Below are 24,373 nucleotides of genomic sequence, written 5' to 3'. Positions count from 1 at the left end.
GGTCAAGTGGACGCTTCCGCCTCATTTGGCGGGCAGAAGTCATCCGGGAGTAGAAGCGCGTCTTATCCTTCGGCTGCCTCCACAATCCAGGGATCGGAGAACCAATGTTCCTCCAGATTGGCTCCGTCCCCGATACGGTCGACAACAGCGTAGCGGCCCGCTTTCCCGAGCGGGGCCAGAACGCCGTGCCATGTTCCTCTATGCAAGTTGATCGATTGTCCCGGCTGGCTGACAAAGGCCCGAAGATTTGCAGGCTTGCCGTTGTCATCGTCAGCGACAATGACGAGCATCGGGACGCCATCAAGCGGAATGAATGCCTGGCTGCCTTCAGGGTGCCGCTCGACCAGTTCGACAGTGTAAGGCAGGTTACGTGCCTCGGCGTCGAACAGGCTGATGCCAGCCTGCCCTGTGCCGAAATCCAGTTTCGCCAGGTCGTGATGCCTGCCACATTTGCCCTGATTTATGATCTTGTCGGGCGCGCCGCTAACCTCGATGACATCGCCATAGGGCGCAAAGTCTTCCTTCGTCAGAGGCTTCGCGGTCAAGGCGGATGGGGCCACGGTTCCGGTCACGGCAGAAGATCCTTCAGCCGATGATAGGCAATGCGCTCCACCTGGCGGCAGGCTTCGTTGAACTCCGTCGCCCGGTCATTGTCGATCCGGCGCTTGAAGGCTTCCATGATGGAGGCCTTGTTGTTGTCCCTGACCGCAATGATGAACGGGAAGCCATGCTTTTCGACATAGGCGTCGTTAAGGCGGGTAAATGTCTCCCGCTCTTCATCCGTCAGAAGGTCCAGGCCGGCACTTGCCTGTTCGGACGTGCTTTCCGCCGTCAGGCGCCCGGCCTGAGCGAGCTTGCCTGCAAGATCCGGGTGAGCCGTCAGAACCCCCAGGCGTTCTTCTTCGCTGGCTGTCCGGAACTTCCGGCACAGCGCATTCAGAACGCCTGCTGCGCAATCATGCGCCGGGCCGAGTTCCAGGTCGAATGCCCGCTCGGCGATCCACGGCGAATGCTCAAAGATGCTGCCGAATTGTTCGACAAATTCCGGCTTGTCCATCCGGCTGGGGCGCAAGGATTTCTGCGGCGGATGGTTTGCCGCCCAGTGCTCGGCAATCTCGATCCGGCGAGGGCACCAGACGCCTTCGCGCGCTTGAATGTACTCGATGAATTTCTGAAGAGCCGCGATCTTGCCTGGCCGGCCAATGAGGCGGCAGTGCAACCCGATGGACATCATCTTCGGTGTATCGAATTGCCCTTCGGCATAAAGAACGTCAAAGGCGTTCTTCAGATAGTTGAAGAAGTCGTCACCATCACTCCACCCCGGAGACACCGAAAAGCGCATGTCGTTTGCTTCGAGCGTATAGGGAATGATCAGCTGGGCGCGATCGCCGATTTCCAGCCAGTAAGGCAGGTCGTCATCGTAGGTATCGGAGATGTAGTCGAAACCACCCTCTTCCGCCACGAGTCTCACGGTGTTTTCCGAGCAGCGGCCGGTGTACCAGCCGCGCGGGCGTTCCCCGACAACTTCCGTGTGCAACCGGACAGCTTCCTCGATCGCCGCCTTTTCCTCTTCAGGCAGCATGTCCTTGTGCTCGATCCATTTGAGGCCGTGGCTGGCGATTTCCCAGCCGGCTTCCTTCATGGCTTCGACCTGCTCCGGATTGCGGGCAAGAGCTGACGCCACGCCATAGATCGTGAGGGGAATACCGGCCCGGGTGAACAGGCGGTGCAGTCGCCAGAAACCGGCCCGCGCGCCATATTCATACATGGATTCCATGTTCCAGTGGCGCTGTCCCGGCCACTGGGCCGCACCTGGAATGTCGGAAAGGAAAGCCTCGGAGGCCGCGTCTCCGTGCAAAACGCAGTTTTCTCCGCCTTCTTCGTAGTTCAACACGAACTGGACAGCGACCTTCGCACCACCCGGCCACTGCGGATCGGGGGGATTGGGACCATAGCCACGCAAGTTACGAGGATACCGATTCAAGACTGACCTCCGTATTTTTTCTTCTTATAAAGCAAAACAATGCAGATGACTTTCTTGCAATTCAAGAAAGTGCTTTCGGATAACGGAATGTGCCCTTTACAGGCACACCGGATCATCATGCGCGCGAATGAAGTTTCAAGGGAGGGCCATATGGCCGGATATCTGACCACACATGTGCTCGACACGGCGCATGGCTGCCCCGGCAAGGGGATCAAAATCGATCTTTACGCAATTTCCGGAAACGAGCGCACCTATATCCGCAGCCTCGAAACCAACGACGACGGGCGCACGGACAGTCACATTCTTCCTGCAAATGAGTTCAGAACAGGGGCTTACGAGCTCGTCTTTCATGTCGGCGCATATTTCGATGCACGCGGCGTCACTGCTGATGAGCCGAAGTTTCTTGATGTGGTGCCTTTACGTTTCGGCATGTCCGAAGAAGCGCACTATCACGTGCCGCTGCTGGTTTCTCCGTTCAGCTATTCGACCTATCGGGGTAGTTAGGGCCAAGTCGAAGCGGACGGGGACTGTATCTGCGCGGATCCAGTCCCCGCTTGTCCGGACATGGTCGCGATCTCAAAAACAGTGGGCGACGGGCTCAGACTTTTTCTTTCGCCTGTAAGTCATCCGGTCGCGCGATCGGACCGCCTCCTGCCTCGAGTAAGTGCTCAAGGAAGTCTTCCAGATCAGCCGCTGAAGCCATTTCCTTCATATGTCGATGAATACCGGGGCCATAGACCTCCCACATCTGCTTCCTCAGTTTCGCACCCTCGGGGGTGACGTGCAGGATCTTGCCGCGGCGATCTTCGGCAAACACGGTTTCCTGGATCAGCCCCTTTGACACCAACTGAGCCAACAGACGCGACAGGTTGGACTGCTCGAACAACAGCCACTTCGTCAATTCATAGGCGCGGACGCCTTCATCGCCTGACATTTCCACGCCCCACAGCAGATCATAAACGCGAAGTGGTGGCAGTCCCTTCTCTCGAAGTTCAATTTCCATTTCGCGGTGGGCAAGCCGGTGAGCCCGGTTGAGCAGGATCCAGATTTCGGTTTCGCGGTCGCTTGGCTTCATTGTCTTCAAGTTTCAGTGAACTGGTAAGGGACCGGTTTTTTCCCGGCCTTCATTCTGATAGATGTCATAGCATCTATTTCGGATGCAGCGAAATTCAAGATGCCATCCGACCGTAGGCAATCCGGATTGAACATGAAAAGGAAAGATTTGCGATGATCAGACTTGCCCCCATTTGCATCGCCGCAACCCTGTTGGCTGCACCGGCCAGCATGGCCGCAACCTACAAGACCGATCAGGGTCACACCGAAGTTCAGTTCTTGTGGTCGCATGCAGGTGTTTCCACCCAGTCCGGTGAATTCACCACCGTTGACGGCACACTGGATATCGACCCGGAAAATGTTGAAGACGCCAAGTTGAACGTGACCATCAAGGCCGACAGCCTTGCGACCGGCTTCAAGCCTCTGGATGAACATCTTTCCAGCGCGGACTTCTTTGAAGTGGCGACCTATCCGGAAATCACCTTCGTCAGCACGGGTGTCGAACGGACCGGTGAAGACACGGCCAAGGTGACGGGCGACTTGACCATCCACGGAACCACAAAGCCGGTTACTCTGGATACGAAACTCACTCACATCGGACCGCATCCGGTCGGTGCCAGCCTCGACTACTACAAAGGCGAATGGATTGCTTTCGAGGCATCCACGACGCTCGACCATATGGAATTCGGCGTCGGTCCGTTCTCCACCGGCCCGATCACCATTCGCATTTCGACCGAGATGCGGGCCCAGTAACCAGACAGCCGGCAAACGTCACCAAGCTACGCTGTAGAGAATTGTCGAAAGCCGCCTGCGGGCGGCTTTTTTTGTTTCTTCTGCCACATGCAAGCTCCCTACTTGCCGGACAATTCCGCTAGCGCACTTTGAATATGGGTGACCATGTAGTCGATGAACAGCCGGACCTTGGGGTCCTGGCGCCTACGGTGCGTATAGAGACAGGCCATCTGCACCGGAATTGGCGGTTCGTTTTCCAGTACCGGAACGAGCTGGCCAGAGGCCAGGTAGTCAGCCACTTCAAAAACCGGCTTCAAAACAATCCCATATCCGTCCAGCGCCCAGCCGGTCAGGACATCGCCATGATCCGATTCAAACGGGCCGGACACAGCGACACGCTTGACCCCCTCCTCCGTTTGCAGCGGCCACTGGAATTCCGGGGCTCCGGGATAGCGCATGTTCAGGCAATCATGCTGACCTGAAGACAGATCCTCGATGCTGGATGGTGTCCCCTTGCGTGTCAGATAGTCTGGTGAAGCGCACAGAATACGAGAACAATCGGCAATCTTGCGGATTTTCAGGTTGGAATCTTCCGGTAGCCCCAAGAAGAAGGCTGCATCCAGCCCCTCTCCCGTCAGATCGACTTTACGGTCGGACAGTCTCAGACGGATATCGATAAGCGGATGAGCTTCCTTGAACTTGGGGATGACCGGTGCAATCAACCGCTGCCCCATGCCTATCGGGGCGGCCACGAACAATGTCCCGCGTGGAGACAGGGTCACGTTGGAAATTTCGGCTTCGGCTTCTTCAACAGCCTCGATGATCTTGGTCGCGCCGCGATAAAAAAGGTTGCCGTGCTCCGTTGGACTGAGGGCCCGCGTCGTGCGCTGAAACAGCCGGACATTCAGGTGTTCTTCCAGCTGAGACACCCGCGCCGAGGCCACGGCGGACGATATTCGAAGGTCGCGCGCAGCGGCCGACATGTTGCCGAGTTCATAAACACGCAGGAAAGTCCGAATATTTTCCAGATAGGCCATCGCTGATTATTCTGATTTTTTTGAAACTGCTAGGATTATGCCGAGATACCAGAAAATTTAAAGATCGGCTAGGTTCAGCTCAGAATTCTGTTTCGGAGGAGACATCATGTTGGATATCGCCATCATCTGGGATTGGCTGGCATTTGCCGTCCGATGGCTGCATGTCATTACCGCAATGGCGTGGATCGGCTCGTCATTCTATTTCGTCGCGCTTGACCTTGGCCTGCGCAAGGTGCCGCATCTGCCTGTCGGTGCGCACGGGGAGGAATGGCAGGTTCACGGCGGCGGCTTTTATCACATCCAGAAATATCTGGTCGCGCCGGAAAACATGCCGGATCACCTGGTCTGGTTCAAATGGGAGAGCTACTCGACCTGGCTGTCCGGTGCGGGCCTTTTGATGATCATCTACTGGGTCGGCGGTGAACTCTACCTGATCGATCCTGAAAAGGCTGATCTCGCTCTGTGGCAGGGCATCCTGATCTCGGCCGCCTCGCTCAGCATCGGCTGGCTTGTCTACGACTTCCTCTGCAAGTCCAAACTTGGTGACAGCCCGACGCTGCTCATGATCCTGTTGTTCATCATGCTGGTTGCGATGGGCTGGGGCTACAACGAGATCTTCACCGGCCGGGCGACGATGCTGCATCTTGGCGCCTTCACGGCAACGATCATGTCGGCCAACGTCTTCTTCATCATCATCCCGAACCAGAAGATCGTCGTGGCAGACCTGAAGGCAGGACGGACGCCTGACCCGAAATACGGCAAGATCGCCAAGCTGCGCTCGACCCACAACAACTACCTGACGCTGCCGGTCGTGTTCCTGATGCTGAGCAACCACTACCCGCTCGCATTTGCCAGCGAATACAACTGGGTGATCGCTGCCCTGGTGTTCCTGATGGGTGTCTCGATCCGGCATTACTTCAACACCAACCACGCAGGCGCCGGCAATCCGACCTGGACCTGGCTGGTCACCGCGATCCTGTTCGTCGGCATCATTCACCTCAGCATGGCTCCGATGTGGAGCGAGGACAGCTACGATGTTTCAGAATCGCGCGCCCTGACACCGATTGAGCAGGTCTATGCCAATGCGGAAGGCATTGACGATGTCATGGCCATCGTGCCCGGTCGCTGCGCCATGTGCCATGCCCGGGAGCCGTTCTATGAGGGTATCCATTGGGCACCGAAAGGCATCGTTCTGGAAACAAAGGCAGACGTTGCCCGCGCCGCTCAGCAGATCTATCTCCAGGCAGGCGTCACCAATGCCATGCCTCCTGCAAACGTCTCCTTCATGGAAGAGGACGAACGCAAGAAGGTGATCGAGTGGTACCGCAATGCCAAGAGAGATCTGCCCTTCGGCGTAGCTTCAAGGTAAGGCCCTGCTGACACGAAACGGACAAGGCGCTCTCCTGCAAGGGAGAGCGCTTTTTTTGATTTGGACTGTCAATGCTTCCCGGTTTCCCTGCGCCCACACATATCCAGCCGCCATCTGACGGGAAATGAGATCGTGGTAGACGTCAGCGCTGGATCCCGGGTCTCAACTGCGCTGCAGCCCGAACGTCAATCGGCAGGTAACCTGCCTGTTTGCTCGGCCACCTCAGCATCCAGGCCTTCCAACACTCGGATCGTCATTCCGGACAAGTGAGGCAAAGCCGAACGCAGATCCGGAATCCAGATAAATTTCGCGCTGGAAGTGCGGCCTTCTTCAAATCTGTCGACTTAATCGGTTTCGGCGTTCGCTACGCTCACACTTACGTCTGGATGCCGGATCAAGCGATAGCGCTTTCGCGCCACGCTGTCCGGCATGACGGGGGAACGCGGTGCCCTTTGCGAGAACAGGCTCGCCCTGTTCCTGTCGCTCAAATCGATCTAAACGCTATTTAAAGCCTGTCAGCTATGTCGCCGAACAAGTATCAACAATCTCCCAAGGCTAAACATCAAGTCGAGGATACCCGCCGCGGGAGTCCACACTCGCGGGTTCAGTCAGCACCCACATCCGCGTGCTTGATGACGAAGTCGACGAAGTGCCGGATCTTGGGATCCTGCAGGCGCCGATGAGGATAGAGGCAGCCAAAGATGGTTGGCAGAGGGGGCGTGTTGGTAAGAACTTCGACGAGATCTCCACTCTGCAGATATTGAGCAACATCGAAGCGAGGCTTGTTGACGATGCCATATCCCGACAGAGCCCAGTCGGTGAGGACGTCGCCGTGATCGGCATCGTATTTGCCAGCGACCTGAAGCTTTCTCGGTCCCTCTTCCGTTTTCAGAACCCAGAAATACTCAGGTGAACGCGGATAGCGCAGCAGCAGGCAATTATGATCCTCACTCAGGAGATCATCAGGCGATTTCGGTGTGCCATGCTTTTTTAGATAGCCGGGAGACGCACAAAGCACCCGCTGGCAATCGGCGATCTTGCGAAGCTTCAGGTTTGAGTCCTGCGGCGTGCCGATGAAAAACGCCACGTCCAGACCGTCCGACATCAGGTCGACCTTACGGTCGGAAAGGCGCATATGCACTTCCGTCGCAGGAAATTCCTCAACAAAGCGCGGCACGAGTGGCGCGATGATCCGCCTGCCAGCACCAAGCGGTGCAGTCACTCTGATGACCCCGCGCGGCGTGTCTGAAAAACTTGCGACGGCAGCTTCGGCATCCTCGATCGATTCAAGCGCTTTCACAGCATAATCGTAGAAGACCTTGCCGACTTCAGTTGGCGTCAGAGAGCGGGTTGTCCTGTTGAACAAACGCACGCCCAGGTGCTTTTCAAGCTCCTTTATGCGCTTGCTGGCGACAGCAGGTGTCAATCTCAGGTCGCGTCCGCCGGAGGTAATGCTGCCGAGTTCGACAACACGCGTGAAGACCCGCAGGCTTTCCAGATAGGCCATCTGACGCTCTCCCTCTTGTCCTTAAATCGCGTGTTGTTGCAGTGTCTTGTCCTGGCTCTGCCAACAACGCGCCGGTATTCCTCATATGGGCATGAATGGCAGTTTCGCATGGATGCCGCGTGGTCATTTTCAATAAAATGTTGAAATAATTTCCGGATAAGTCGGATTTTTCGCAGCAGTCCCGAGCAGTACCGTCGCCAACCGAGACGAGAAAACTCCGAGGACGCGATGAACCACCGTAACGAAATCCGGTTTCTGCTGAATGGCGCCGATGTGGCTGTCCAGGATGTCCCGGCGGACAAGACGCTGCTGGACTACCTTCGCCTGGAGCGCCGCCTGACCGGAAGCAAGGAAGGCTGCGCCGAGGGAGATTGCGGTGCCTGCACCGTACTCGTTGGCCGCTTGCACGGCGGCGTCCTGAAGTATGAAACCGTCAATGCCTGCATCCGCTTTCTTGCCTCTCTCGATGGCTGTCACGTTGTCACCATCGAGCACCTGCGCGGCGAGAATGGCGGTCTGCATCCGATCCAGCAGGCGATGGTCGACTTCCATGGCAGCCAGTGCGGCTTCTGTACACCCGGTTTCGTCATGTCGCTTTATGCGCTTTGGATGGAAAATTCCGAACCGACCGAAGAAGAGGTCGAAACGGCAATCCAGGGCAACCTCTGCCGCTGCACTGGCTACCAGCCAATCATTGCGGCAGCGATGGCGGCCAATCGCTACGGCACTCCGGCAAATGACTTCCTGACGGTTGAACGCGAAGCAATCGCAGATCGCCTCAGGGCACTTGACGATGGTCGCCGGGTCATAACCGGTCCGGAAGACAACCGGGCAATCGTACCGGCAAATGTCAGCGACTTTGCCGACGTTCTCAGCGAGTGGCCGAATGCCACGATCGTTGCGGGTTCGACAGATGTCGGCCTCTGGGTCACCAAATTCATGCGTCCCATCGGCCCGGCGGTGTTCATCAACAATCTTGACGAACTGAAATCGATCAAACTGACGGACAGCGCATTGGAAATCGGCGCAGGCGTCACCTATTCGGAAGCCCAGGGAGCCATTCGCAAGGTCTTCCCGCACCTGGATGCCTATTGGGATCGCATTGCAGGCCAGCAGGTCCGCAACATGGGCACCATCGGCGGCAACATTGCCAACGGTTCACCCATCGGCGATACGCCGCCGGTCCTGATCTCTCTTGGCGCCGTCATCACGCTTCGCAAGGGCAAGTCCCGCCGGACGCTGCCGCTGGAAGCATTCTTCATCGAATACGGCAAACAGGACCGGGCGGCTGACGAATTCGTGGAAGCCATTGTCATACCGCGCGCCGAACCCGGCCAGCTGAATGCCGCTTACAAGATTTCAAAGCGCCGTGACGAAGACATCTCCTCGGTTGCCGCCGGTTTCAGCGTCACCGTCGCGAACGGGGTTGTTTCCGATTGCCGCCTGGCATTCGGTGGAATGGCCGGTACGCCCAAGCGCGCCGAGGCGGCAGAGGCAGCACTGCGCGGTCAGCCATGGAATGAGGCCACGTTTGCAGCGGCAGGAAAAGCCCTGGAAGCCGACTTCAGCCCACTAAGCGATTGGCGAGCCTCCGCGCAATACCGGACGAGCGTCGCAAGCAACCTGCTGCAGCGCTTCTTCCTTTCCCATGACGAACAGACTGGCGAGCCGGTCGAACTGCTTTCCGCGTGACTGAGAGAGATCGATGAAACACGACGTAATCACTGACACCGATCAGACCATCAGCGGCGCCGTTCACGTCGACCGCCGTCATGACAGTGCCGAGAAGCATGTGACCGGCCGCGCGGATTACTGCGACGACATTGCCGAACCCTACGGCACGCTGCATGCCTATCTGGGTGTTTCCACCGTTGCCCACGGCCTATTGAAAGACATGGATCTTTCCGCCGTTCTGGCAGCTCCGGGCGTCATTGGTGTGCTGACCGCAGACGATATTCCGGGTCACAACGACATCAGCCCGACCGGCCAGAAAGATGAACCGGTCTTTCCGACAGAAAAGACCGAGTTCCACGGCCAGCCACTCTTCGCTGTTGTTGCAGAAAACCGTGACGCTGCCCGCCGCGCCGCCGAACTTGCCAGGATCGATTACGACGTCCTTCCTCACGCTCTCGATCCGGTCAGTGCCCAGGAAGCGGATTATCCCTTTGTCACCGCTCCGTTGAAGCTGGAACGCGGTGAGACCGCTCCTGCACTTGAGGCCGCAGACAACCGGCTGAAAGGCCGGATGCAGATCGGCGGCCAGGACCACATGTATCTGGAAGGCCATATTGCCTTTGCGCTTCCGGGAGAAGACGACGACGTGGTGGTGCATTGCTCCACGCAGCATCCGAGCGAAGCGCAGCACATGGTGGCGCATGTCCTCGGTGTTCCGTCCAACGCCGTGACCGTCAACGTCCGGCGCATGGGTGGCGGGTTCGGTGGCAAGGAAAGCCAGATGAACCTGTTTGCCGCCGTTGCAGCCGTTGCCGCAAAGAAGTGGAACCGTCCGGTGAAGATCCGACCGGATCGTGATCAGGACATGACGGCAACCGGCAAGCGCCACGATTTCGTCGTCGACTATGACGTTGCCTTTGACAATGACGGCCGCATTCAGGCGGTCGAAGGAAACTTCGCGGCCCGTTGCGGCTACTCCTCGGACCTTTCCGGTCCTGTGACGGACCGCGCTCTCTTTCACGCGGATAATGCCTATTACTATCCGAATGTGCTGCTGCGCAGCCAGCCCATGAAAACCAACACGGTTTCCAACACCGCTTTCCGTGGGTTCGGCGGGCCTCAGGGCGTCGTGGCAGCCGAACGCATGATCGAAGAAATCGCCTACGCGCTCGGCAAGGATCCGCTGGAAATTCGCAAGGCCAATTTCTATGGCGACAAGACCGACGGACGGAACCTGACCCCCTATCACCAGGAGATCGAGGACAACATCCTGCCGCGCCTGATCAAGGAACTTGAAGAGAACTCCGACTACCAGGCTCGTCGCCAGTCCATTCTGGAGCACAATGCCAAGTCGAAGATCATCCGCAAGGGCATCGCCCTCACCCCGGTGAAGTTCGGCATTTCCTTCACGGCCACCTGGTACAATCAAGCCGGAGCATTGATCCACATCTACAATGACGGATCGATCCATCTGAACCATGGCGGCACGGAAATGGGCCAGGGCCTCAACACCAAGGTCGCCCAGGTTGTCGCCGATGCATTCCAGGTGGATTTCGAACGCATCAAGATCACCAAGACCACCACGGAAAAAGTTCCGAACACCTCCGCAACCGCGGCTTCGTCGGGAACCGACCTCAACGGCATGGCGGCGCTGAATGCGGCCGAGCAACTGAAGGAACGTCTTGTCACCTTTGCAGCCGAGCATTGGAACACCGAGCCGGAAACAATCAGCTTCCGCAACAACATGGTGCAGATCGGCAAGGATGCCATTTCGTTCAACGACCTGGTTCGTCAGGCGTATCTGGCACGCGTGCATCTGTCGGCAGCCGGCTTTTACAAAACGCCGAAAATCCATTGGGACCGTGCAGCCGGACGGGGGCGTCCTTTCTATTACTACGCCTACGGCGCTTCGTGTTCGGAAGTTTCCGTCGACACGCTTACCGGAGAATACCGCGTGGAGCGGACCGACATCCTGCATGACGTCGGCCGTTCCCTGAACCCGATCCTGGACAAGGGGCAGGTTGAAGGTGCGTTCATCCAGGGCATGGGCTGGCTTACCACAGAGGAACTGTGGTGGGACAACGCCGGACGGCTGCGCACGCATGCGCCCTCCACATACAAGATCCCGCTGGCCTCGGATCGGCCCCGTGAGTTCAACGTGTCGCTGGCCGAGTGGTCCGTGAACAAGGAACGCACGATCAAACGGTCGAAGGCCGTGGGCGAACCCCCGTTCATGCTCGGCATCTCGGTGTTCGAGGCCCTGTCCATGGCGGTTGCCAGTGTTGCTGACTACCGGGAATGCCCGCGACTGGACGCCCCGGCGACGCCGGAACGGGTTCTGCTTGCGGTCGAGCGTCTGAGAAACGGCGGATAGGACCATGAGCACGCTCATCACCAAAGCCACCACATTCTTCAGCGCGAACAGCCCGGTCGTTCGCGTGGAGCTGACCCGCGTCCGCGGTTCTTCCCCACGCGAAGCAGGTACCGAAATGTTCGTGGCTGCGGCGGACCTGTGGGGCACGATCGGTGGTGGGCAGCTCGAACAAATCGCGGTCAACCGCGCGCGGACAATGCTGGCAAACGGCACGTTGGGTGAAAATCTCGACCTGCCGCTCGGCCCGGAAATCGGCCAATGCTGCGGTGGCCGTGTCGAGATGAAGTTGTCCCGTATGGGCCGCAAGGATCGTGAAGACGCTCTGGACCGTCTGCGTGCCGAGGAGGAGCAGCAGCCGCACGTCTTCATCATGGGCGCCGGCCACGTCGGCCGCGCCATTGCCAATCTCCTGCAACACGCACCAGTGCACTGCGTCCTGGTCGACATGCGCGAGGAAGAATTGGCGAAATGCTCTGCGGATGTTGAAAAACGTCTGCGGGCCATCCCGGAAGTTGACGTCTACAACGCGCCGGAAAACAGCGCCTTCATCGTGCTCACGCACGACCACGGGCTTGATTTTCTTTTGACGTCCGCCGCCCTCGAACTCGGCCATGCCACCTATGTGGGCATGATCGGTTCGGCGACGAAGCGCGCCAAATTGCGGTCCTGGTGCCGCACGCATTGCAACGGGCTTTCGATCGACAATCTCACTTGTCCGATCGGTGCGGCGGGCAGCCGCGACAAGAGACCCGAAATCATTGCCGCATTTGTAGCCGCCGAAGTCCTGACCGCGCTCACCGCGGAAAATCTGGCACTCAGCGGCAAGGAGGAGGCTGTGCCGCTCGAAGCCGCACAGTAAATCACGGGCAGCTCCACTGAACCGGGAGAACGGGTGGACTCTGCCTAAATCGTCGAGAAAGGAGACCCGATATGCGGGTTGGGAGCTACGACTACAAGCTGTTTTCGCGCGGAGATTTCAGTGCCTTCTGGGCATTGTTCACCGATAACCTCGTCAATCTGATGGTGCTCGCCGGCATCTGTCAGTTTGTCTTCCAGATGCCAGCAGAGATCGTCTACGGCCGGATCGTTCCAGGGGCCGCAATCGCCGTTCTGGCTGGTGTCGCCATTTATGTGCTGCTGGCAAAACGGGCAGCAGCGGAACAGGGCCATGACGTAACCGCGTTGCCGTATGGCATCTCGACGCCGGTCATGTTCGTCTATCTCTTCGGTGTCATCGGTCCGATCTACTGGTCGACCAACGACCCGGTTCTGGCCTGGCAGGTCGGTATCGGCGCCGGTTTCATCGGCGGCATCGTTGCCGGTCTCGGCGCCATCGTCGGCCCCTGGCTGAAGCGGGTGACACCGCGTGCAGGCATGCTTGGCACGTTGTGCGGCATCGCGCTGGTCTTCATCGGAACCGTTCCCCTGGCAACGGTCTTCGAGAACCCGTTCATCGGCTTTGCCTCGATGATCATTATCCTGTGGGGTCTGGTCGGCCGTTTCCGCCTGCCGTTCAACATTCCCGCCGGTCTGCTGGCACTGATCATCGGTACCGTTGTCGCTTTGCTGATCGGCCAGTCGAAGTTCAGCTTCGAAGGTGTCGGCTTCTATCCGCCGCTTCCCTATTTCGGTGACCTGGTTGCCGGTATCCAGCATCTGTTCGAAAACCCGCAGCTGTTCCTGGTTCTCGTACCGGTGCAGATCTACAACTTCATCGAAACGATGAACAATGTGGAAAGCGCTGAGGCCGCCGGCGATCATTACCCGGTCGCGACCTGTCAGATCACCGATGGTGCCGGCACCATGATCGGCGCCCTGTTCGGTTCGCCGTTCCCGACCACCGCCTATATCGGTCATCCGGCCTACAAGCGCATGGGTGCACATTCCGGTTATGTCATCGGCGTCGGTATCGTTATTCCGCTTGCTGCCTTCTTCGGCTTCCTGGCCTTCCTGACCAACCTGATCCCGGTTGCGGCTGCCGCTCCGGTCCTGGTGTTCGTCGCTCTCAGCCTGATCACCAACACGGCCCATGCGGTTCGCACGGAACATATGGCTGCGGTCACCATCGCGATGATGCCGCATGTTTCCAGCTTCCTGGTGATCAAGTGGGGCTCCCTGATGGGTGCGCTCAACGCAACCGGTGCCGAAGGCGTGCTGCCGCTCGGCAACCCGGAACTGACCGCTGCGCTGCTGCAACAGGGTGCGCACTACGATGGTCATCTGGCGCTCAGTCAGGGTGCCATCCTCACCGGTCTGATCTGGGGCGCGATCGTTGCCTGCGTCATCGACGGCAAGTTCCGCAACGCCGGCGGGTTCGCCTTTGCTGCCTTCGTCATGTCCTCGATCGGCATCATTCACTCCGCCAACCTGCATTGGCCTGAATTCAGCGCCGTCAGCCTCGGCTACATGATCGCCGCCGCCTTCCTGTTGATCTACCCGATCTTTCACCGGGAAGACGCAATCGTACCGGAAGCGGAGCAGACACCGGAACCGCAGGCAAGTCCGGCCGAGTAACCAAGTACTTCAAATCATTCGGGGCGGACCTTCCGCCCCGAAATTCTGTCAAACGGGATAATTCTCAATGCAATCAGATCGCTTGCTGCTCCGTGGACGTGTTCTCACCTTCAAGTCCGAACCGCAAACTCCTGATGACACGTCTTCCTATGACTATATCGAAGACGGTGCGCTTCTAATCGAGGATGGCATGATCCGCGCTCGCGGAGCCTATTGCGATGTGGTCGCCAAGGCGGGCGATGCGGAGATCATCGATCACCGGCCACATCTGCTGACCGCAGGTTTCATCGACACCCACATCCACTTTCCGCAGGTTCAGATCGTCGCGTCATGGGGAGCACAGCTGCTCGACTGGCTGAACTCCTACACTTTTCCGGAAGAGACCCGCTTTGCCGATGACGATCATGCGGCCAGTATGGCCTGCCGGTTCTTCGATCTCCTGATCAATCACGGCACAACCACTTCCGTTGCCTTCTGCTCGGTCCACAAGGGATCGGCGAATGCCTATTTCGAAGAGGCAGAGCAGCGCAACATGCGCGTCATCGGCGGCAAGGTGATGATGGATCGCAACGCGCCCGACGGGCTCAGGGACACACCGATCGGCGGCTACGACGACAGCAAGGAACTGATTGCAAAGTGGCATGGCAGAGGCCGGGCGCATTATGCCATCACGCCCCGATTTGCGATCACGTCAACACCGGACCAGATGGAAATGGCCGGTGCGCTCGTTGCCGAACACCCGGACTGCTATGTCCAGACCCATCTTTCGGAAAACCGGAACGAGATCGCCTATACGCTGGAGCTCTATCCAAGAGCGAAGGACTATCTCGACGTCTATCAGGGCTACGGGCTCCTGAGTTCCAAAATGCTGCTTGGCCACTCCATTCACCTCGAGCCACGGGAAATCGACGCCCTGGCTGAAACAAAGGCACGCCCGGTTTTCTGTCCAACCTCGAACCTGTTCCTCGGCAGCGGCCTCTTCGATGACGCAGGTCTGCGAGCGCGCGGTATCACCAACGCCATCGCCACCGATATCGGTGCCGGCACAAGCTATTCGATGCTGCAGTCGCTCAACGAGGGCTACAAGATCCTTCAGCTGCAGGACCAGAAGCTACACCCGCTGCGCGCCTTTCACTGGATCACCAGAGGCAACGCGCTCGCCCTTGGTCTCGAAGACAAGATCGGAACGCTGGATGAGGGAACGGAGGCCGATATCGTCGTTCTGAACGCCCGGGCAACCGATGCGATGTCCTTGCGGATGGAGCGTGCGGAAACCCTCAGCGAAGAGCTCTTCGTGCTGCAGATGCTAGGCGACGACCGGGTCATCGACGAGGTCTATGTCGCCGGACGGCCCCAGAAACGTTAAGCGGCCTTTGCCGAGCTGCGGATCATGTCCGCAGCTTTCTCCGCGATCATGACAACGGGCGAAGCCGTGTTTCCCGATACGATTTTCGGCATGATCGACGCATCGATGACACGAACACCGTCCAGTCCGTTGACCCGCAGCTCCGGATCGACCACCGCCGCCTCGTCCGAACCCATCCGGCAAGTTCCGACAGGGTGAAAGATTGTGGTGGCGATGTCGCCAATGCTCTCAAGCAGATCCGCATCACTCGAAACCACCGGTCCGGGCAGAATTTCTTCCGGCCGGTAAGGCTCGAGGGCCTTTGCCGTCATGATCTGCCGCGCTTGACGCACGGATTTGACGGCGATGTCGCGATCCTTGTCCGTCGACAGATAATTGAGGCGGATATCCGGTTGCCGGTCCAGGTCCTTGCTGCCGATGTGACATGACCCGACACTTTCAGGACGCAGGTTGCAGACCGAGACCGTGATCGCCGGGAAATCGTGAAGTGGATCGCCGAGCCGGTTCGTTGACAGCGGCTGCACGTGATATTCCAGATCCGGAGTTTCCAGCGACGGATCGGACTTGGTGAACATGCCGAACTGGCTTGGTGCCATCGACATCGGGCCTGACTGCGTCAAGGCATATTGCAACGCGATCTGTGCCTTGCCGATCAAGCTGTTCGCCTTTGTGTTCAGTGTCTTGGCATTGTGAACCTTGAAGACAGTGCGGATCTGCAAGTGATCCTGAAGGTTTGCGCCGACACCCGCCATTTCATGATGGACATCGATCCCGAACCTGGAAAGAACCTCAGCGTCCCCAACGCCTGACAGTTCCAGTATTTTCGGCGAATTGATCGCCCCGGCTGCAAGCAGGACTTCACCTGATGCGCGTGCGGTCACGGCCTTCCCCTTCTGACGATAACGCACACCAACGGCGCGTTTTCCGTCGAAGAGAAGGCCCTCTGTTTCGGCATGGGTTTCCAGTCTGAGGTTTTGGCGCTTGAGCGCGGGTTTCAGGAACCCCTTGGCCGTGTTCCAGCGCACTCCGTTTTTCTGATTGACCTCGAAAAAGCCGCTGCCTTCGTTGTTGCCGTCGTTGAAGTCGGGACGCGGTTCGACGCCGAACTCCCTTGCACCGTCCTGAACGGCTCGAAGAATGTCCCATTCGAGCCGCTGCTTGCTGACTTTCCACTCACCACCGCTGCCATGGAGCGTGTTGCTGCCAGCATGGTGATCTTCGGATTTCAGAAAATAGGGAAGAACGTCCTCCCAGGACCAACCAACATTGCCCAACTGACGCCAATGGTCGTAATCGGCTGCCTGGCCGCGCATGTAGATCATGCCGTTGACCGACGTACACCCGCCCAGAACCTTGCCACGCGGATAGACGAGAGAGCGCCCGTTCAATCCCGGCTCGGCTGCGGTTTTCATCATCCAGTCGGTCCGTGGATTGCCAATGCAGTAAAGGTACCCGACCGGAATGTGGACCCAATGGTAGTTGTCAGAACCACCGGCTTCGAGCAACAGCACCTTGACCGACGGGTCTTCCGTCAGCCGATTGGCCAGAACGCATCCGGCCGTTCCGGCTCCAACGATGATGTAATCGTAAGTTCCATCCAGTTCCTCTGGCCGGTCCATGAAAAATCCATTCGTTTCTAATACTTGACGACAAGTTTGCCGATCATGGCGCCTTGCTCGATGAGCCCGTGCGCTTGTTTGAAAGTCTCCGCAGTCAACCCATTTAAAACCCTGGTATCGAGGGTTGAAATGATACTATCTTCCACCAGCCGGGCCATGCGGGACAGAATTTCGCCCTGACGAGACATGTCGTGGGTTCCGAAGAGAGACCGTGTGAACATGAGCTCCCACATGAGAGCGGCGGACTTGGCTTGCAGGGCGGAAACATCAAGCTTGTCCGGCGTTTCCACAATCGTGCCGATGCGCCCCTGTGGAGCTATCAGTTCGCACATGGCCTCCCAGTGCTGGGCCGTATCCGCATACTGGACGATGTAATCAACGAACTCGAACCCGGCGTCGCGAACCTGTTCGACAAGGTTTCTGTGATCGACGACCACATGAGCACCCATTTTTTTGCACCAGTCACTTGATTCCCGGCGAGAGGCGGTTGCGATGACGGTCGCATTCGTCAACTTGCGGGCAATCTGAGTGGTGATGGAACCAACACCGCCTGCCCCGCCGATGACAAGCAGCGTAAAGGGGCGTTCGTTCGACGGCACCTGCAGACGTGAAAACAGCATTTCCCAGGCAGTCAAGGACACCAAAGGGAGCGACGCTGCGGCTTCTGCTGAAACCCCATTCGGAGCATGCGCAGCAATGCGATGATCGACACATTGCAGCTCCGCATAGGATCCTGATCTCGAGACATCTCCTGCGTACCAGACCCTGTCTCCGGGGTTGAACCCAGTCACCGAGCCACCGCAGGCACGCACGATCCCGACCGCATCATATCCCAGCACGAAAGGGCTTTCGTGGGGCTGTTCTGCCGCGATCCGGATACGTCGCTTGGCATCAGCCGGATTGACCGAAACAGCCTTGACCTCAACCAACAGATCAGTGGCCGTTGGTGCCGGATCCGGCAACTCGACATCCATCAGGCTCTCAGGATCATCAATTGGCAGGGATCTCAAGAATCCAACCGCTTTCATTGGTTTACCCTCCGCTTGATCTGTTCTCCGACAGGTCATTCCAGACAGATCGCATGGCCGCAACCAGCTTCAGATAGGTGCGGTACCGTTCGTCATAGTGAGACTTCATCGAGGTATCTGGCCGGTATGTCTGCCGAACCGAAGTCATGGCGTCGACCGCGTCTTCGTATGACGGGAAGACGCCGGTGCCGACACCGGCACCTATGGCAGCTCCGAGAGCTCCGGTTTCCCGGGCTGTCGCAACACTGATGGGCACTCCCAGACAGTCGGCAAACATCTGCGGCCAGACGGGACTGCGCGCTCCGCCACCTGAAAGAATGGCCCGTTCAAATTCGACGCCTGCGGTTTGAAGGGCTTCGACATGGCGCCTGTGCTCGAACAGCACGCCTTCAAACAGCGCTCTCAACAGGTGCCCTTCCCCATGCCAACCGGCGACACCGTAAAAGCCTGCCCGAAAGTCAGCTCCCTGGCCGGAACCGTACAGGAAGGGATGAAAGAAAGGATCGTCGGCAGCGGGCGTCACTTCCGCAATCCTGGCGTTGCAATAGCCGAACGGATCGTCGTGGTGACCACCGCGTTCAACAAACTCACGCACATACCATTCCAGGTTCGCAGCAGACGTTGCGCTGGCTTCGATGTTTACAAACCGGCCCGGTGCAAACCCCGATGCCATAAAGACATTGCGGTCCACCACCGGTTCCTTGGAAAGCACCTGATTGATGCTCCAGGTTCCGGCGATAATGGAAGCTTCACCCGAATTGACGACACCCGAACCGAGTGCGCTGGCAATCACGTCAAAATACCCGCCGATGACAGGCGTTCCTTCCGCCAGTCCGGTGAGTTTCGAGGCCTCGGGCGTGATCCTTCCGGCAACATCGGAGGGATGGAGCAAACGCGGCAGCAACTCCCTTGCATCGGACAGGTCGTAATAGGCGAGCAGGCTGTCATCATAGACGCAGTCGGGCATGCGGATCAGACCACACCCCGACATGTCGGAAATCTCGCTGACCCTTTGGCCGGTCAACTTGAAGGTGATGAAGTCCTTGCACAGAAGAACCGTTCCGGCCCGCCGGTAGAGGTCCGGCCTGTTTTTCTTGATCCAGGCGAGCAGAACCGGGGTTTGTGACGGCCAGGGTTCCTGCAGGCAAAGCGCGTGGAGTTCCTTGCCTCTTGCAGCTCGCAAACTTTCAGCCAGATCTGCGGCCCTGGTGTCGAGTGACTGGATGCCGACGAGCGGTTCGTTCTGGCGATCCAGCAGATAGAGCCCATTCCCATGGCCGGCGCAGCCGATTGCAGCGACGTCGGCAGGACTCACCGAAGCCGCCTCTAGACACAGGCGAATGACGAGCTTGGCATTGTCCCAGAGTTCGTTCAGATCCCGTTCGACATGACCCGGTTGCGGTGTTGAAGACTGCCCATCGAGGGCGTGAACGGCAATCTGCCGCCCTTGAAGATCAAACAGTACCGCCTTGATGACCGTGTTGCCGGCATCGAGCCCGAGCAAGTATTTTTTCGTGTCAGCCACGGTTGTAGATATCCCAAGCTTCCTCACCACCAGCACCATCATGGATCATCGCCATGAGCGCTGCGACGACCGCTTTCGGGTTGTCATGCTGGTAGATGTTGCGACCATAGACCATGCCCTTGGCACCTTGTGCCATCAAGGCCGCAGATTTTTTCAGAACAGTTTTCAGGTCTTCCTTGCCACCGCCGCGCACCAGCACAGGAACGCGGGCTGCCTCCACCACCCGATGAAAATCTTCGGCATTTTCGGTCGGATCCGCCTTGATGATGTCGGCGCCCATTTCACTGGCGAGCCTGACCAGCGTGACGATCTTCTCCGCATTGCCGTCAACCTGATAGCCCCCCCTGATGTCGTTCGGCAGCATGACAAGAGGCTCAATCATCAGCGGCATGCCGTATTTGTGGCACGCGGCCCGAACGCGGGAGATGTTTTCAACGCACTGGCGAAAAAGCTCGGGTTCGTCCGGCAGCATGAACAGGTTCACCACCACACAGGCAGCATCCATTTCCAATGCGCCAATGATCGGCTCGTCCGCGTTTTGCAACATGGACCACATGACCCGGTGGCGTTGATCGTTATAGGGATTGCCCATGTCGATGCGCATGACCAGTGCCGGCTTGTCTTTTTCCGGCCGGTCCTGCAGCAGATCCGCCTGCCCGTAAGCCATCTGGATCGCATCCGGCTTTGCATTGATCAAGGTGTCGACTACACCGGCCATGTCCTCAAGACCGACCATGAAACTCGGTTCGTTGCAAACACCGTGGTCGATCGCCACGTCCAGGCAACCGCCGTTGGTGAACATGCGGTTCATGCGGGCTTTTGTGCTAACGCGCATTCTTTACTCCAGTTCAGATTCCGGCTTTCCAGCATCGCGCGGGAAACACCATGAAAGTCGTTGAGTTCGTTGATGAGATCGGTGCGTTGCCGGTCGGTGTCTTGGACAGAAAGGCCGGTTTCGGCGCGAAAGAGGTCCACCAGGGTGTCCAGCATGTCCATCGACAGGCTGCCGTCGATCGCCAGAGACGTACGCCGCAGAACAAGATCCGACAGCGTTTCGACAAATTCGTTTTTCAAGAGAAAGGCCAGTTCTCCCGTGGTCTGGCCAGTCCCTTCCACCAGCGGTCGATCCACCGCACAGGATCGGCAATGTTCAAGGACGGCCCGTGCTCCGGAGCCATAGATTCCCGCCACATGCGATGCGCGCTCCGCGCTGATATCAAAGTCGGTCTGAAGCTGTTTCTTCAGCGCATCTGTTTCAGCTGGAAAGTCTCTGCCGCCACCAATCGCAAGTGCCAGTGTCTCCACCCGCCGCTCGGTTCCAAGTTCCTTCAGGACTTCGTCGGCGGTCTGTTCGGCAAAGGCGCGAAAGGTGGTCCACTTGCCGCCGATCATGCAGAGTTGAGGCACAGGACCATCGAGCCGCTTTGTGTAATGTCCACGTGAAATCCGCCCCGTAAAGTCGTGGTCGCTTTTCGGAAGCGGCCGGATTCCAGCGTAGCTGAAGACCACATCCTCGGGCCGGACTTCGATGTCGGGAAAGACCAGGCGCAACGAGTCGAGGATGTAACGCTCTTCTTCCGGCTCGCAGCGTACCCGTTTGGCCGAATTCACACGAATGTCTGTCGATCCGGCAAGCACCTTGCCGAGATATGGAAAGACGATACAGACCCGGCCATCGGAGTTTTCGAAATAGGCCATATGCCCGGCAAGTGCCGCTTCGAGTTCGGGATGATCGATGATGAGATGCGATCCCTTGGTCCCGGACACGAGCCTTTCCGAATGGTTGCCGCCATTGATCCGGGAAATCGTTTCATCCAGCCAGGCACCGGTGGCGTTCACGACTATTTTCGCAGTGACCCGAAGACTATGACCGGTCCGGCTGCAGGTCACGAGAAACCCGTCACCTTCGGGCTGCAATTCCGCGTAGTTCAGGGCAATGGAAGTTGGCGCAAGCTGGGCGGTGTCGCGCAGAAGCTCTATTCCCAGTCGCTCCGGGTGGCTGATCCACGCGTCGTGGTAGGTTGCAGAGAATTTCAGCCCGGGCATCAGTTTCGGCCAAAGGGATTTTGTCTTGCTCCGACTGCGGAATACGTGCTTCGGCAACAAACGCCGCTTGCGCGTCACCCAGTCGTAAAGCGACAACCCCAGCTTGATCGGCAGCGCTCCGCGGCTGGATGGTTTTCCGGTCAGGCCAAAAAACCCGGCTGCCGAATTCAGCAGTCCTGAAAAGACGGATGCGATCGGAATGACCGTCGGCAGGGGATGCACCAGATGTGGCGCATTTGTCAGCAACGCATCCCGTTCCCTCAGCGATTCCCGAACCAGATCGAACTCGCCGTTTTCCAGGTATCTCAGCCCACCGTGGATCATGCGTGAAGGGGCGGCGCTGCATCCGGAGCAAAAGTCGTTGCGTTCCACCAGCAGGATACGCAATCCCTGCAACGCCAGTTCGCGAAAGACGCCCATACCGTTGATACCGCCACCGACGATCACGGCATCGAAGGCGCTGTCGCCCTGCAACTTTTTCCAGTTCTTTTGCCGTTGATCGGACATAGATTTCCCGTTCGCCGAAACGAGGTAACGGCGTCCTTTCATTCAGATTTTCGGTTTGCGTCAGGCCGCCAGTTGAGTCAGATGGCGCTGCGCTGCATTGCTGATGGCTTCAAGATCTGCTTGCGACAGACGGAGACGACCGGCCTTGGCGTTCTCTACCGCCTGGCCCGGATCGCGCGCGCCACAAAGAGAAAAAGTGATCCCCGGCTGTTGCAGTGTCCAGGCGATCACCACCTGGGCGTTGGTCGCTCCGTGCGCCTCCGCGATCGGTGAGACCGTTTCCATGAGGCGGGCAACCTTCTGCCTGTTTTCAAGCGAAAATCTGGGATTGTCCTTGCGCTGATCATCACCGCTGAAGGTCCGGTCCGGACCGATTTTTCCGGTAAGCAGACCAAGCGCCAGAGACGAATAACTCAGGACCGAAACACCGTTTTCCAGGCAGAACGGAACATGGGTGGCCTCAATGTCCCGCTTGACCATGCTGTATTCTTCCTGGATCGCGTCCAGCTGGCCTGCCGCGACATAGGCTTTCAGCTCTTCCGGAGACGTGTTGCTGGCGCCGATCGAGCGGATCTTTCCCTGAGACTTGAGACTTTCCAGCGCTTCCATCGTTTCATCGATGGATGTCGTGGGGTCCTGCCAGTGGGTGATGTAATGGTCGATATAGTCCGTTCCAAGTCGCTTGAGGCTTTGCTCGACCTCGTAGACAATCTCTTCCTTGCCGAGATAGCGATGCACCGGCTTGCCGTCATAATCGAAGAAATGATTGCCCTTTTGCGTGTGCCAGACCAGCCCGCATTTGGTTGCCAGCACCACTTTCTCGCGCCGGCCGTTCAACGCCTTGCCGACTATTTCCTCCGCCAGCCCCTGGCCATAGGCAGGCGCCGTGTCGATCAGGCTGACACCTTCGTCGATCGATGCCTGGATGGCTTCGATGGAACGGCTTTCGTCGGTGCCGCCCCACATCCAGCCACCTATGGCCCAGGTTCCCAGGCCGATTGCGGAGGCGTCGATGCCGGATCGTCCGATCTTACGCGTCAACATTTCATGCAACATTTTGAGCGCCTTCCATTGTGGCCAGTACCGCGCTGGCCGTTTCTTCATCCAGAATGAGTGAATCCATGTGGTGTCCGTTGAGGACGGCCTTTATCGGTTCGATCTTTTCCTCTCCCGAAGCAACGCCGATAACCCGCTTGCACTGTTTCAGTTCTTCGGGCCTGAGGGCGACGAGACGAGAATTGAGGGCATAATCGGCAACCGTGCCGTCCTGCCGCATCAAGTGCGCCAGAAACTCGGCGATGACGCCAGTGCCTGCCAGCATCTTGCGATCGGATTCCGGCATCGGGTGCAAGTCGTAGTAACTGGATGCGGGGGTCTGGATGGAACCAACGCCGACCAGCGCGACATTTGCCTGACGGGCGATGTCGAAAACCTGTTTGATCGACGCAACTTCCATCAACATGTCGCGCTGTTCACGGCTTTCGGCGAAAAGCGGTGCGTGCACAAGCATGGTCGAGCCACCCAGCCGATCAGCCAATTGCGTCGCCAGATGATTTACATCGGTATAGAATTTTCCCTGGACCCCACCGGTGAGCGGAACCACCGTCACATCGAACGACCGGTCGGTTTCAATGTTCTGGACCACCGCGCTGACCGCCTTGCCGCCGGTGATCGCAATGACATCGCCATCCCGGATGGTCTCAACGAGATGATTGGCCGCGGCAAGGCCCACCTGTTTCAGCGTCGTGCCGGGACTGCCCGGAACCGCCGAGGTGACAAGCGCTCGTGACAGAGGCACTTCCTTCACCAGGAGTTCTTCCAGATCCGTCAGGCGCTGGAACGGGTTTTCAATATCGATCTTGACCATTCCCATCTTCCGGCCTTGCGTGATCAACCGGTTGACCTTGGACGTCGACAGGTTCAGCGTCTCGGCAATCTCCGACTGCTTCTTTCCTTCCAGAAAATGAAGCACGAGCACCGTATGCATCTGACGCATCAACTCGATATCGTTCTTTTTATCAGCCATTGGACACGCTCC

20 protein-coding genes are annotated in these 24,373 nt (G+C 58.1%); 8 read left to right on the top strand and 12 right to left on the bottom strand.

The features are described 5' to 3' along the window. Nucleotides 1-62 precede the first annotated feature (62 nt). Both ABLO27_RS26645 and puuE read right to left on the bottom strand, forming a co-directional pair. Nucleotides 63-572, bottom strand: a complete 510-nt coding sequence (locus ABLO27_RS26645) for an ureidoglycolate lyase (protein ID WP_353037140.1) — start codon at nucleotides 570-572, stop codon at nucleotides 63-65. Then, the gene (gene puuE / locus ABLO27_RS26640; RefSeq protein WP_353037139.1) at nucleotides 569-1,984 is read right to left on the bottom strand and encodes an allantoinase PuuE; all 1,416 of its coding nucleotides are present in this window, start codon (nucleotides 1,982-1,984) and stop codon (nucleotides 569-571) included. The genes ABLO27_RS26645 and puuE overlap by 4 nt, the downstream gene beginning before the upstream one ends. Nucleotides 1,985-2,134: 150 nt before the next feature. Between puuE and uraH the strand changes: the two genes are divergently transcribed. After that, the gene (gene uraH / locus ABLO27_RS26635; protein WP_353037138.1) at nucleotides 2,135-2,488 is read left to right on the top strand and encodes a hydroxyisourate hydrolase; all 354 of its coding nucleotides are present in this window, start codon (nucleotides 2,135-2,137) and stop codon (nucleotides 2,486-2,488) included. A 94-nt stretch (nucleotides 2,489-2,582) separates the two neighbouring features. Here uraH and ABLO27_RS26630 read toward each other — a convergent pair whose 3' ends face one another. Next, nucleotides 2,583-3,059, bottom strand: a complete 477-nt coding sequence (locus tag ABLO27_RS26630) for a MarR family winged helix-turn-helix transcriptional regulator (RefSeq protein ID WP_353037137.1) — start codon at nucleotides 3,057-3,059, stop codon at nucleotides 2,583-2,585. 152 nt (nucleotides 3,060-3,211) lie between these two features. Here ABLO27_RS26630 and ABLO27_RS26625 point away from each other — a divergent pair, with 152 nt between their 5' ends. Then, complete coding sequence (locus tag ABLO27_RS26625) at nucleotides 3,212-3,790, top strand: YceI family protein (RefSeq protein WP_353037136.1); 579 nt, start codon at nucleotides 3,212-3,214, stop codon at nucleotides 3,788-3,790. A 98-nt stretch (nucleotides 3,791-3,888) separates the two neighbouring features. Here ABLO27_RS26625 and ABLO27_RS26620 read toward each other — a convergent pair whose 3' ends face one another. Next, complete coding sequence (locus tag ABLO27_RS26620; protein WP_353037135.1) at nucleotides 3,889-4,806, bottom strand: LysR family transcriptional regulator; 918 nt, start codon at nucleotides 4,804-4,806, stop codon at nucleotides 3,889-3,891. 106 nt (nucleotides 4,807-4,912) lie between these two features. On the opposite strand from ABLO27_RS26620, the gene ABLO27_RS26615 reads away from it, so the two are divergent. After that, on the top strand, nucleotides 4,913-6,175 hold the full coding sequence (locus ABLO27_RS26615; protein WP_353037134.1) for a urate hydroxylase PuuD: 1,263 nt from the start codon (nucleotides 4,913-4,915) through the stop codon (nucleotides 6,173-6,175). A gap of 604 nt (nucleotides 6,176-6,779) precedes the next feature. On the opposite strand, the gene ABLO27_RS26610 is transcribed toward ABLO27_RS26615, so the two are convergent. After that, a complete protein-coding gene (locus ABLO27_RS26610; RefSeq protein ID WP_353037133.1) occupies nucleotides 6,780-7,682 on the bottom strand; it encodes a LysR family transcriptional regulator in 903 nt (300 codons plus the stop codon). Nucleotides 7,683-7,910: 228 nt separating this feature from the next. Between ABLO27_RS26610 and xdhA the strand changes: the two genes are divergently transcribed. The 5 genes from xdhA (at nucleotide 7,911) to guaD (ending at nucleotide 15,610) form a co-directional block, all read left to right on the top strand. Next, a complete protein-coding gene (gene xdhA / locus ABLO27_RS26605; protein WP_353037132.1) occupies nucleotides 7,911-9,374 on the top strand; it encodes a xanthine dehydrogenase small subunit in 1,464 nt (487 codons plus the stop codon). A gap of 13 nt (nucleotides 9,375-9,387) precedes the next feature. Beyond that, nucleotides 9,388-11,730, top strand: a complete 2,343-nt coding sequence (gene xdhB / locus ABLO27_RS26600; RefSeq protein ID WP_353037131.1) for a xanthine dehydrogenase molybdopterin binding subunit — start codon at nucleotides 9,388-9,390, stop codon at nucleotides 11,728-11,730. Between the two features lie 4 nt (nucleotides 11,731-11,734). Then, on the top strand, nucleotides 11,735-12,589 hold the full coding sequence (gene xdhC, locus ABLO27_RS26595; RefSeq protein WP_353037130.1) for a xanthine dehydrogenase accessory protein XdhC: 855 nt from the start codon (nucleotides 11,735-11,737) through the stop codon (nucleotides 12,587-12,589). Between the two features lie 71 nt (nucleotides 12,590-12,660). Then, on the top strand, nucleotides 12,661-14,244 hold the full coding sequence (locus tag ABLO27_RS26590) for a xanthine/uracil/vitamin C permease (protein ID WP_353037129.1): 1,584 nt from the start codon (nucleotides 12,661-12,663) through the stop codon (nucleotides 14,242-14,244). A 67-nt stretch (nucleotides 14,245-14,311) separates the two neighbouring features. After that, complete coding sequence (guaD, locus tag ABLO27_RS26585; protein WP_353037128.1) at nucleotides 14,312-15,610, top strand: guanine deaminase; 1,299 nt, start codon at nucleotides 14,312-14,314, stop codon at nucleotides 15,608-15,610. Here the strand turns inward: guaD and ABLO27_RS26580 are convergent. From ABLO27_RS26580 to ABLO27_RS26550, 7 genes are read right to left on the bottom strand one after another with little or no spacing between them, the layout of a single operon-like run. Further along, nucleotides 15,607-17,229, bottom strand: coding sequence for a GMC family oxidoreductase (locus tag ABLO27_RS26580; RefSeq protein ID WP_353037127.1), 1,623 nt, complete (start codon nucleotides 17,227-17,229; stop codon nucleotides 15,607-15,609). The two genes, guaD and ABLO27_RS26580, sit on opposite strands and share 4 nt — an antisense overlap. A 17-nt stretch (nucleotides 17,230-17,246) precedes the next feature. Further along, nucleotides 17,247-18,257 (bottom strand): zinc-binding alcohol dehydrogenase family protein, encoded by a 1,011-nt coding sequence (locus ABLO27_RS26575; RefSeq protein ID WP_353037126.1) that lies wholly within the window; start codon nucleotides 18,255-18,257, stop codon nucleotides 17,247-17,249. 4 nt (nucleotides 18,258-18,261) lie between these two features. Further along, nucleotides 18,262-19,782: an FGGY-family carbohydrate kinase gene (locus ABLO27_RS26570; RefSeq protein WP_353037125.1), complete on the bottom strand. Its 1,521-nt coding sequence runs from the start codon at nucleotides 19,780-19,782 to the stop codon at nucleotides 18,262-18,264. Continuing rightward, nucleotides 19,775-20,617: a class I fructose-bisphosphate aldolase gene (locus ABLO27_RS26565; RefSeq protein ID WP_353037124.1), complete on the bottom strand. Its 843-nt coding sequence runs from the start codon at nucleotides 20,615-20,617 to the stop codon at nucleotides 19,775-19,777. The genes ABLO27_RS26570 and ABLO27_RS26565 overlap by 8 nt, the downstream gene beginning before the upstream one ends. After that, nucleotides 20,590-22,335 (bottom strand): glycerol-3-phosphate dehydrogenase/oxidase, encoded by a 1,746-nt coding sequence (locus ABLO27_RS26560; RefSeq protein WP_353037123.1) that lies wholly within the window; start codon nucleotides 22,333-22,335, stop codon nucleotides 20,590-20,592. Before ABLO27_RS26560 ends, ABLO27_RS26565 begins: the two co-directional genes overlap by 28 nt. A gap of 60 nt (nucleotides 22,336-22,395) precedes the next feature. After that, nucleotides 22,396-23,391 (bottom strand): aldo/keto reductase, encoded by a 996-nt coding sequence (locus tag ABLO27_RS26555; RefSeq protein ID WP_353037122.1) that lies wholly within the window; start codon nucleotides 23,389-23,391, stop codon nucleotides 22,396-22,398. Further along, nucleotides 23,381-24,361 carry a sugar-binding transcriptional regulator gene (locus tag ABLO27_RS26550; protein ID WP_353037121.1) on the bottom strand — a complete coding sequence of 327 codons (981 nt, stop codon included), beginning with the start codon at nucleotides 24,359-24,361 and terminating at the stop codon, nucleotides 23,381-23,383. Before ABLO27_RS26550 ends, ABLO27_RS26555 begins: the two co-directional genes overlap by 11 nt. Nucleotides 24,362-24,373: the final 12 nt, after the last annotated feature.

The sequence above is a fragment of the Roseibium sp. SCP15 genome (assembly GCF_040329435.1).
Taxonomy (GTDB): Bacteria; Pseudomonadota; Alphaproteobacteria; order Rhizobiales; family Stappiaceae; genus Roseibium.
Note: the sequence above shows the minus strand (reverse complement) of the source record. Positions and strands in the feature narration are given on the sequence as shown.

What these genes read in the sequence shown, in the direction of transcription:
- guaD (WP_353037128.1), top strand. Translation starts at nt 14,312, where the DNA reads ATGCAATCAGATCGCTTGCTGCTCCGTGGACGTGTTCTCACCTTCAAG.
- xdhB (WP_353037131.1), top strand. Translation starts at nt 9,388, where the DNA reads ATGAAACACGACGTAATCACTGACACCGATCAGACCATCAGCGGCGCC.
- ABLO27_RS26565 (WP_353037124.1), bottom strand. Translation starts at nt 20,617, where the DNA reads ATGCGCGTTAGCACAAAAGCCCGCATGAACCGCATGTTCACCAACGGC.
- xdhA (WP_353037132.1), top strand. Translation starts at nt 7,911, where the DNA reads ATGAACCACCGTAACGAAATCCGGTTTCTGCTGAATGGCGCCGATGTG.
- ABLO27_RS26560 (WP_353037123.1), bottom strand. Translation starts at nt 22,335, where the DNA reads ATGTCCGATCAACGGCAAAAGAACTGGAAAAAGTTGCAGGGCGACAGC.
- ABLO27_RS26630 (WP_353037137.1), bottom strand. Translation starts at nt 3,059, where the DNA reads ATGAAGCCAAGCGACCGCGAAACCGAAATCTGGATCCTGCTCAACCGG.
- uraH (WP_353037138.1), top strand. Translation starts at nt 2,135, where the DNA reads ATGGCCGGATATCTGACCACACATGTGCTCGACACGGCGCATGGCTGC.
- ABLO27_RS26615 (WP_353037134.1), top strand. Translation starts at nt 4,913, where the DNA reads ATGTTGGATATCGCCATCATCTGGGATTGGCTGGCATTTGCCGTCCGA.
- ABLO27_RS26580 (WP_353037127.1), bottom strand. Translation starts at nt 17,229, where the DNA reads ATGGACCGGCCAGAGGAACTGGATGGAACTTACGATTACATCATCGTT.
- ABLO27_RS26610 (WP_353037133.1), bottom strand. Translation starts at nt 7,682, where the DNA reads ATGGCCTATCTGGAAAGCCTGCGGGTCTTCACGCGTGTTGTCGAACTC.
- ABLO27_RS26620 (WP_353037135.1), bottom strand. Translation starts at nt 4,806, where the DNA reads ATGGCCTATCTGGAAAATATTCGGACTTTCCTGCGTGTTTATGAACTC.
- ABLO27_RS26590 (WP_353037129.1), top strand. Translation starts at nt 12,661, where the DNA reads ATGCGGGTTGGGAGCTACGACTACAAGCTGTTTTCGCGCGGAGATTTC.
- xdhC (WP_353037130.1), top strand. Translation starts at nt 11,735, where the DNA reads ATGAGCACGCTCATCACCAAAGCCACCACATTCTTCAGCGCGAACAGC.
- ABLO27_RS26555 (WP_353037122.1), bottom strand. Translation starts at nt 23,391, where the DNA reads ATGTTGCATGAAATGTTGACGCGTAAGATCGGACGATCCGGCATCGAC.
- ABLO27_RS26550 (WP_353037121.1), bottom strand. Translation starts at nt 24,361, where the DNA reads ATGGCTGATAAAAAGAACGATATCGAGTTGATGCGTCAGATGCATACG.
- ABLO27_RS26575 (WP_353037126.1), bottom strand. Translation starts at nt 18,257, where the DNA reads ATGAAAGCGGTTGGATTCTTGAGATCCCTGCCAATTGATGATCCTGAG.
- ABLO27_RS26625 (WP_353037136.1), top strand. Translation starts at nt 3,212, where the DNA reads ATGATCAGACTTGCCCCCATTTGCATCGCCGCAACCCTGTTGGCTGCA.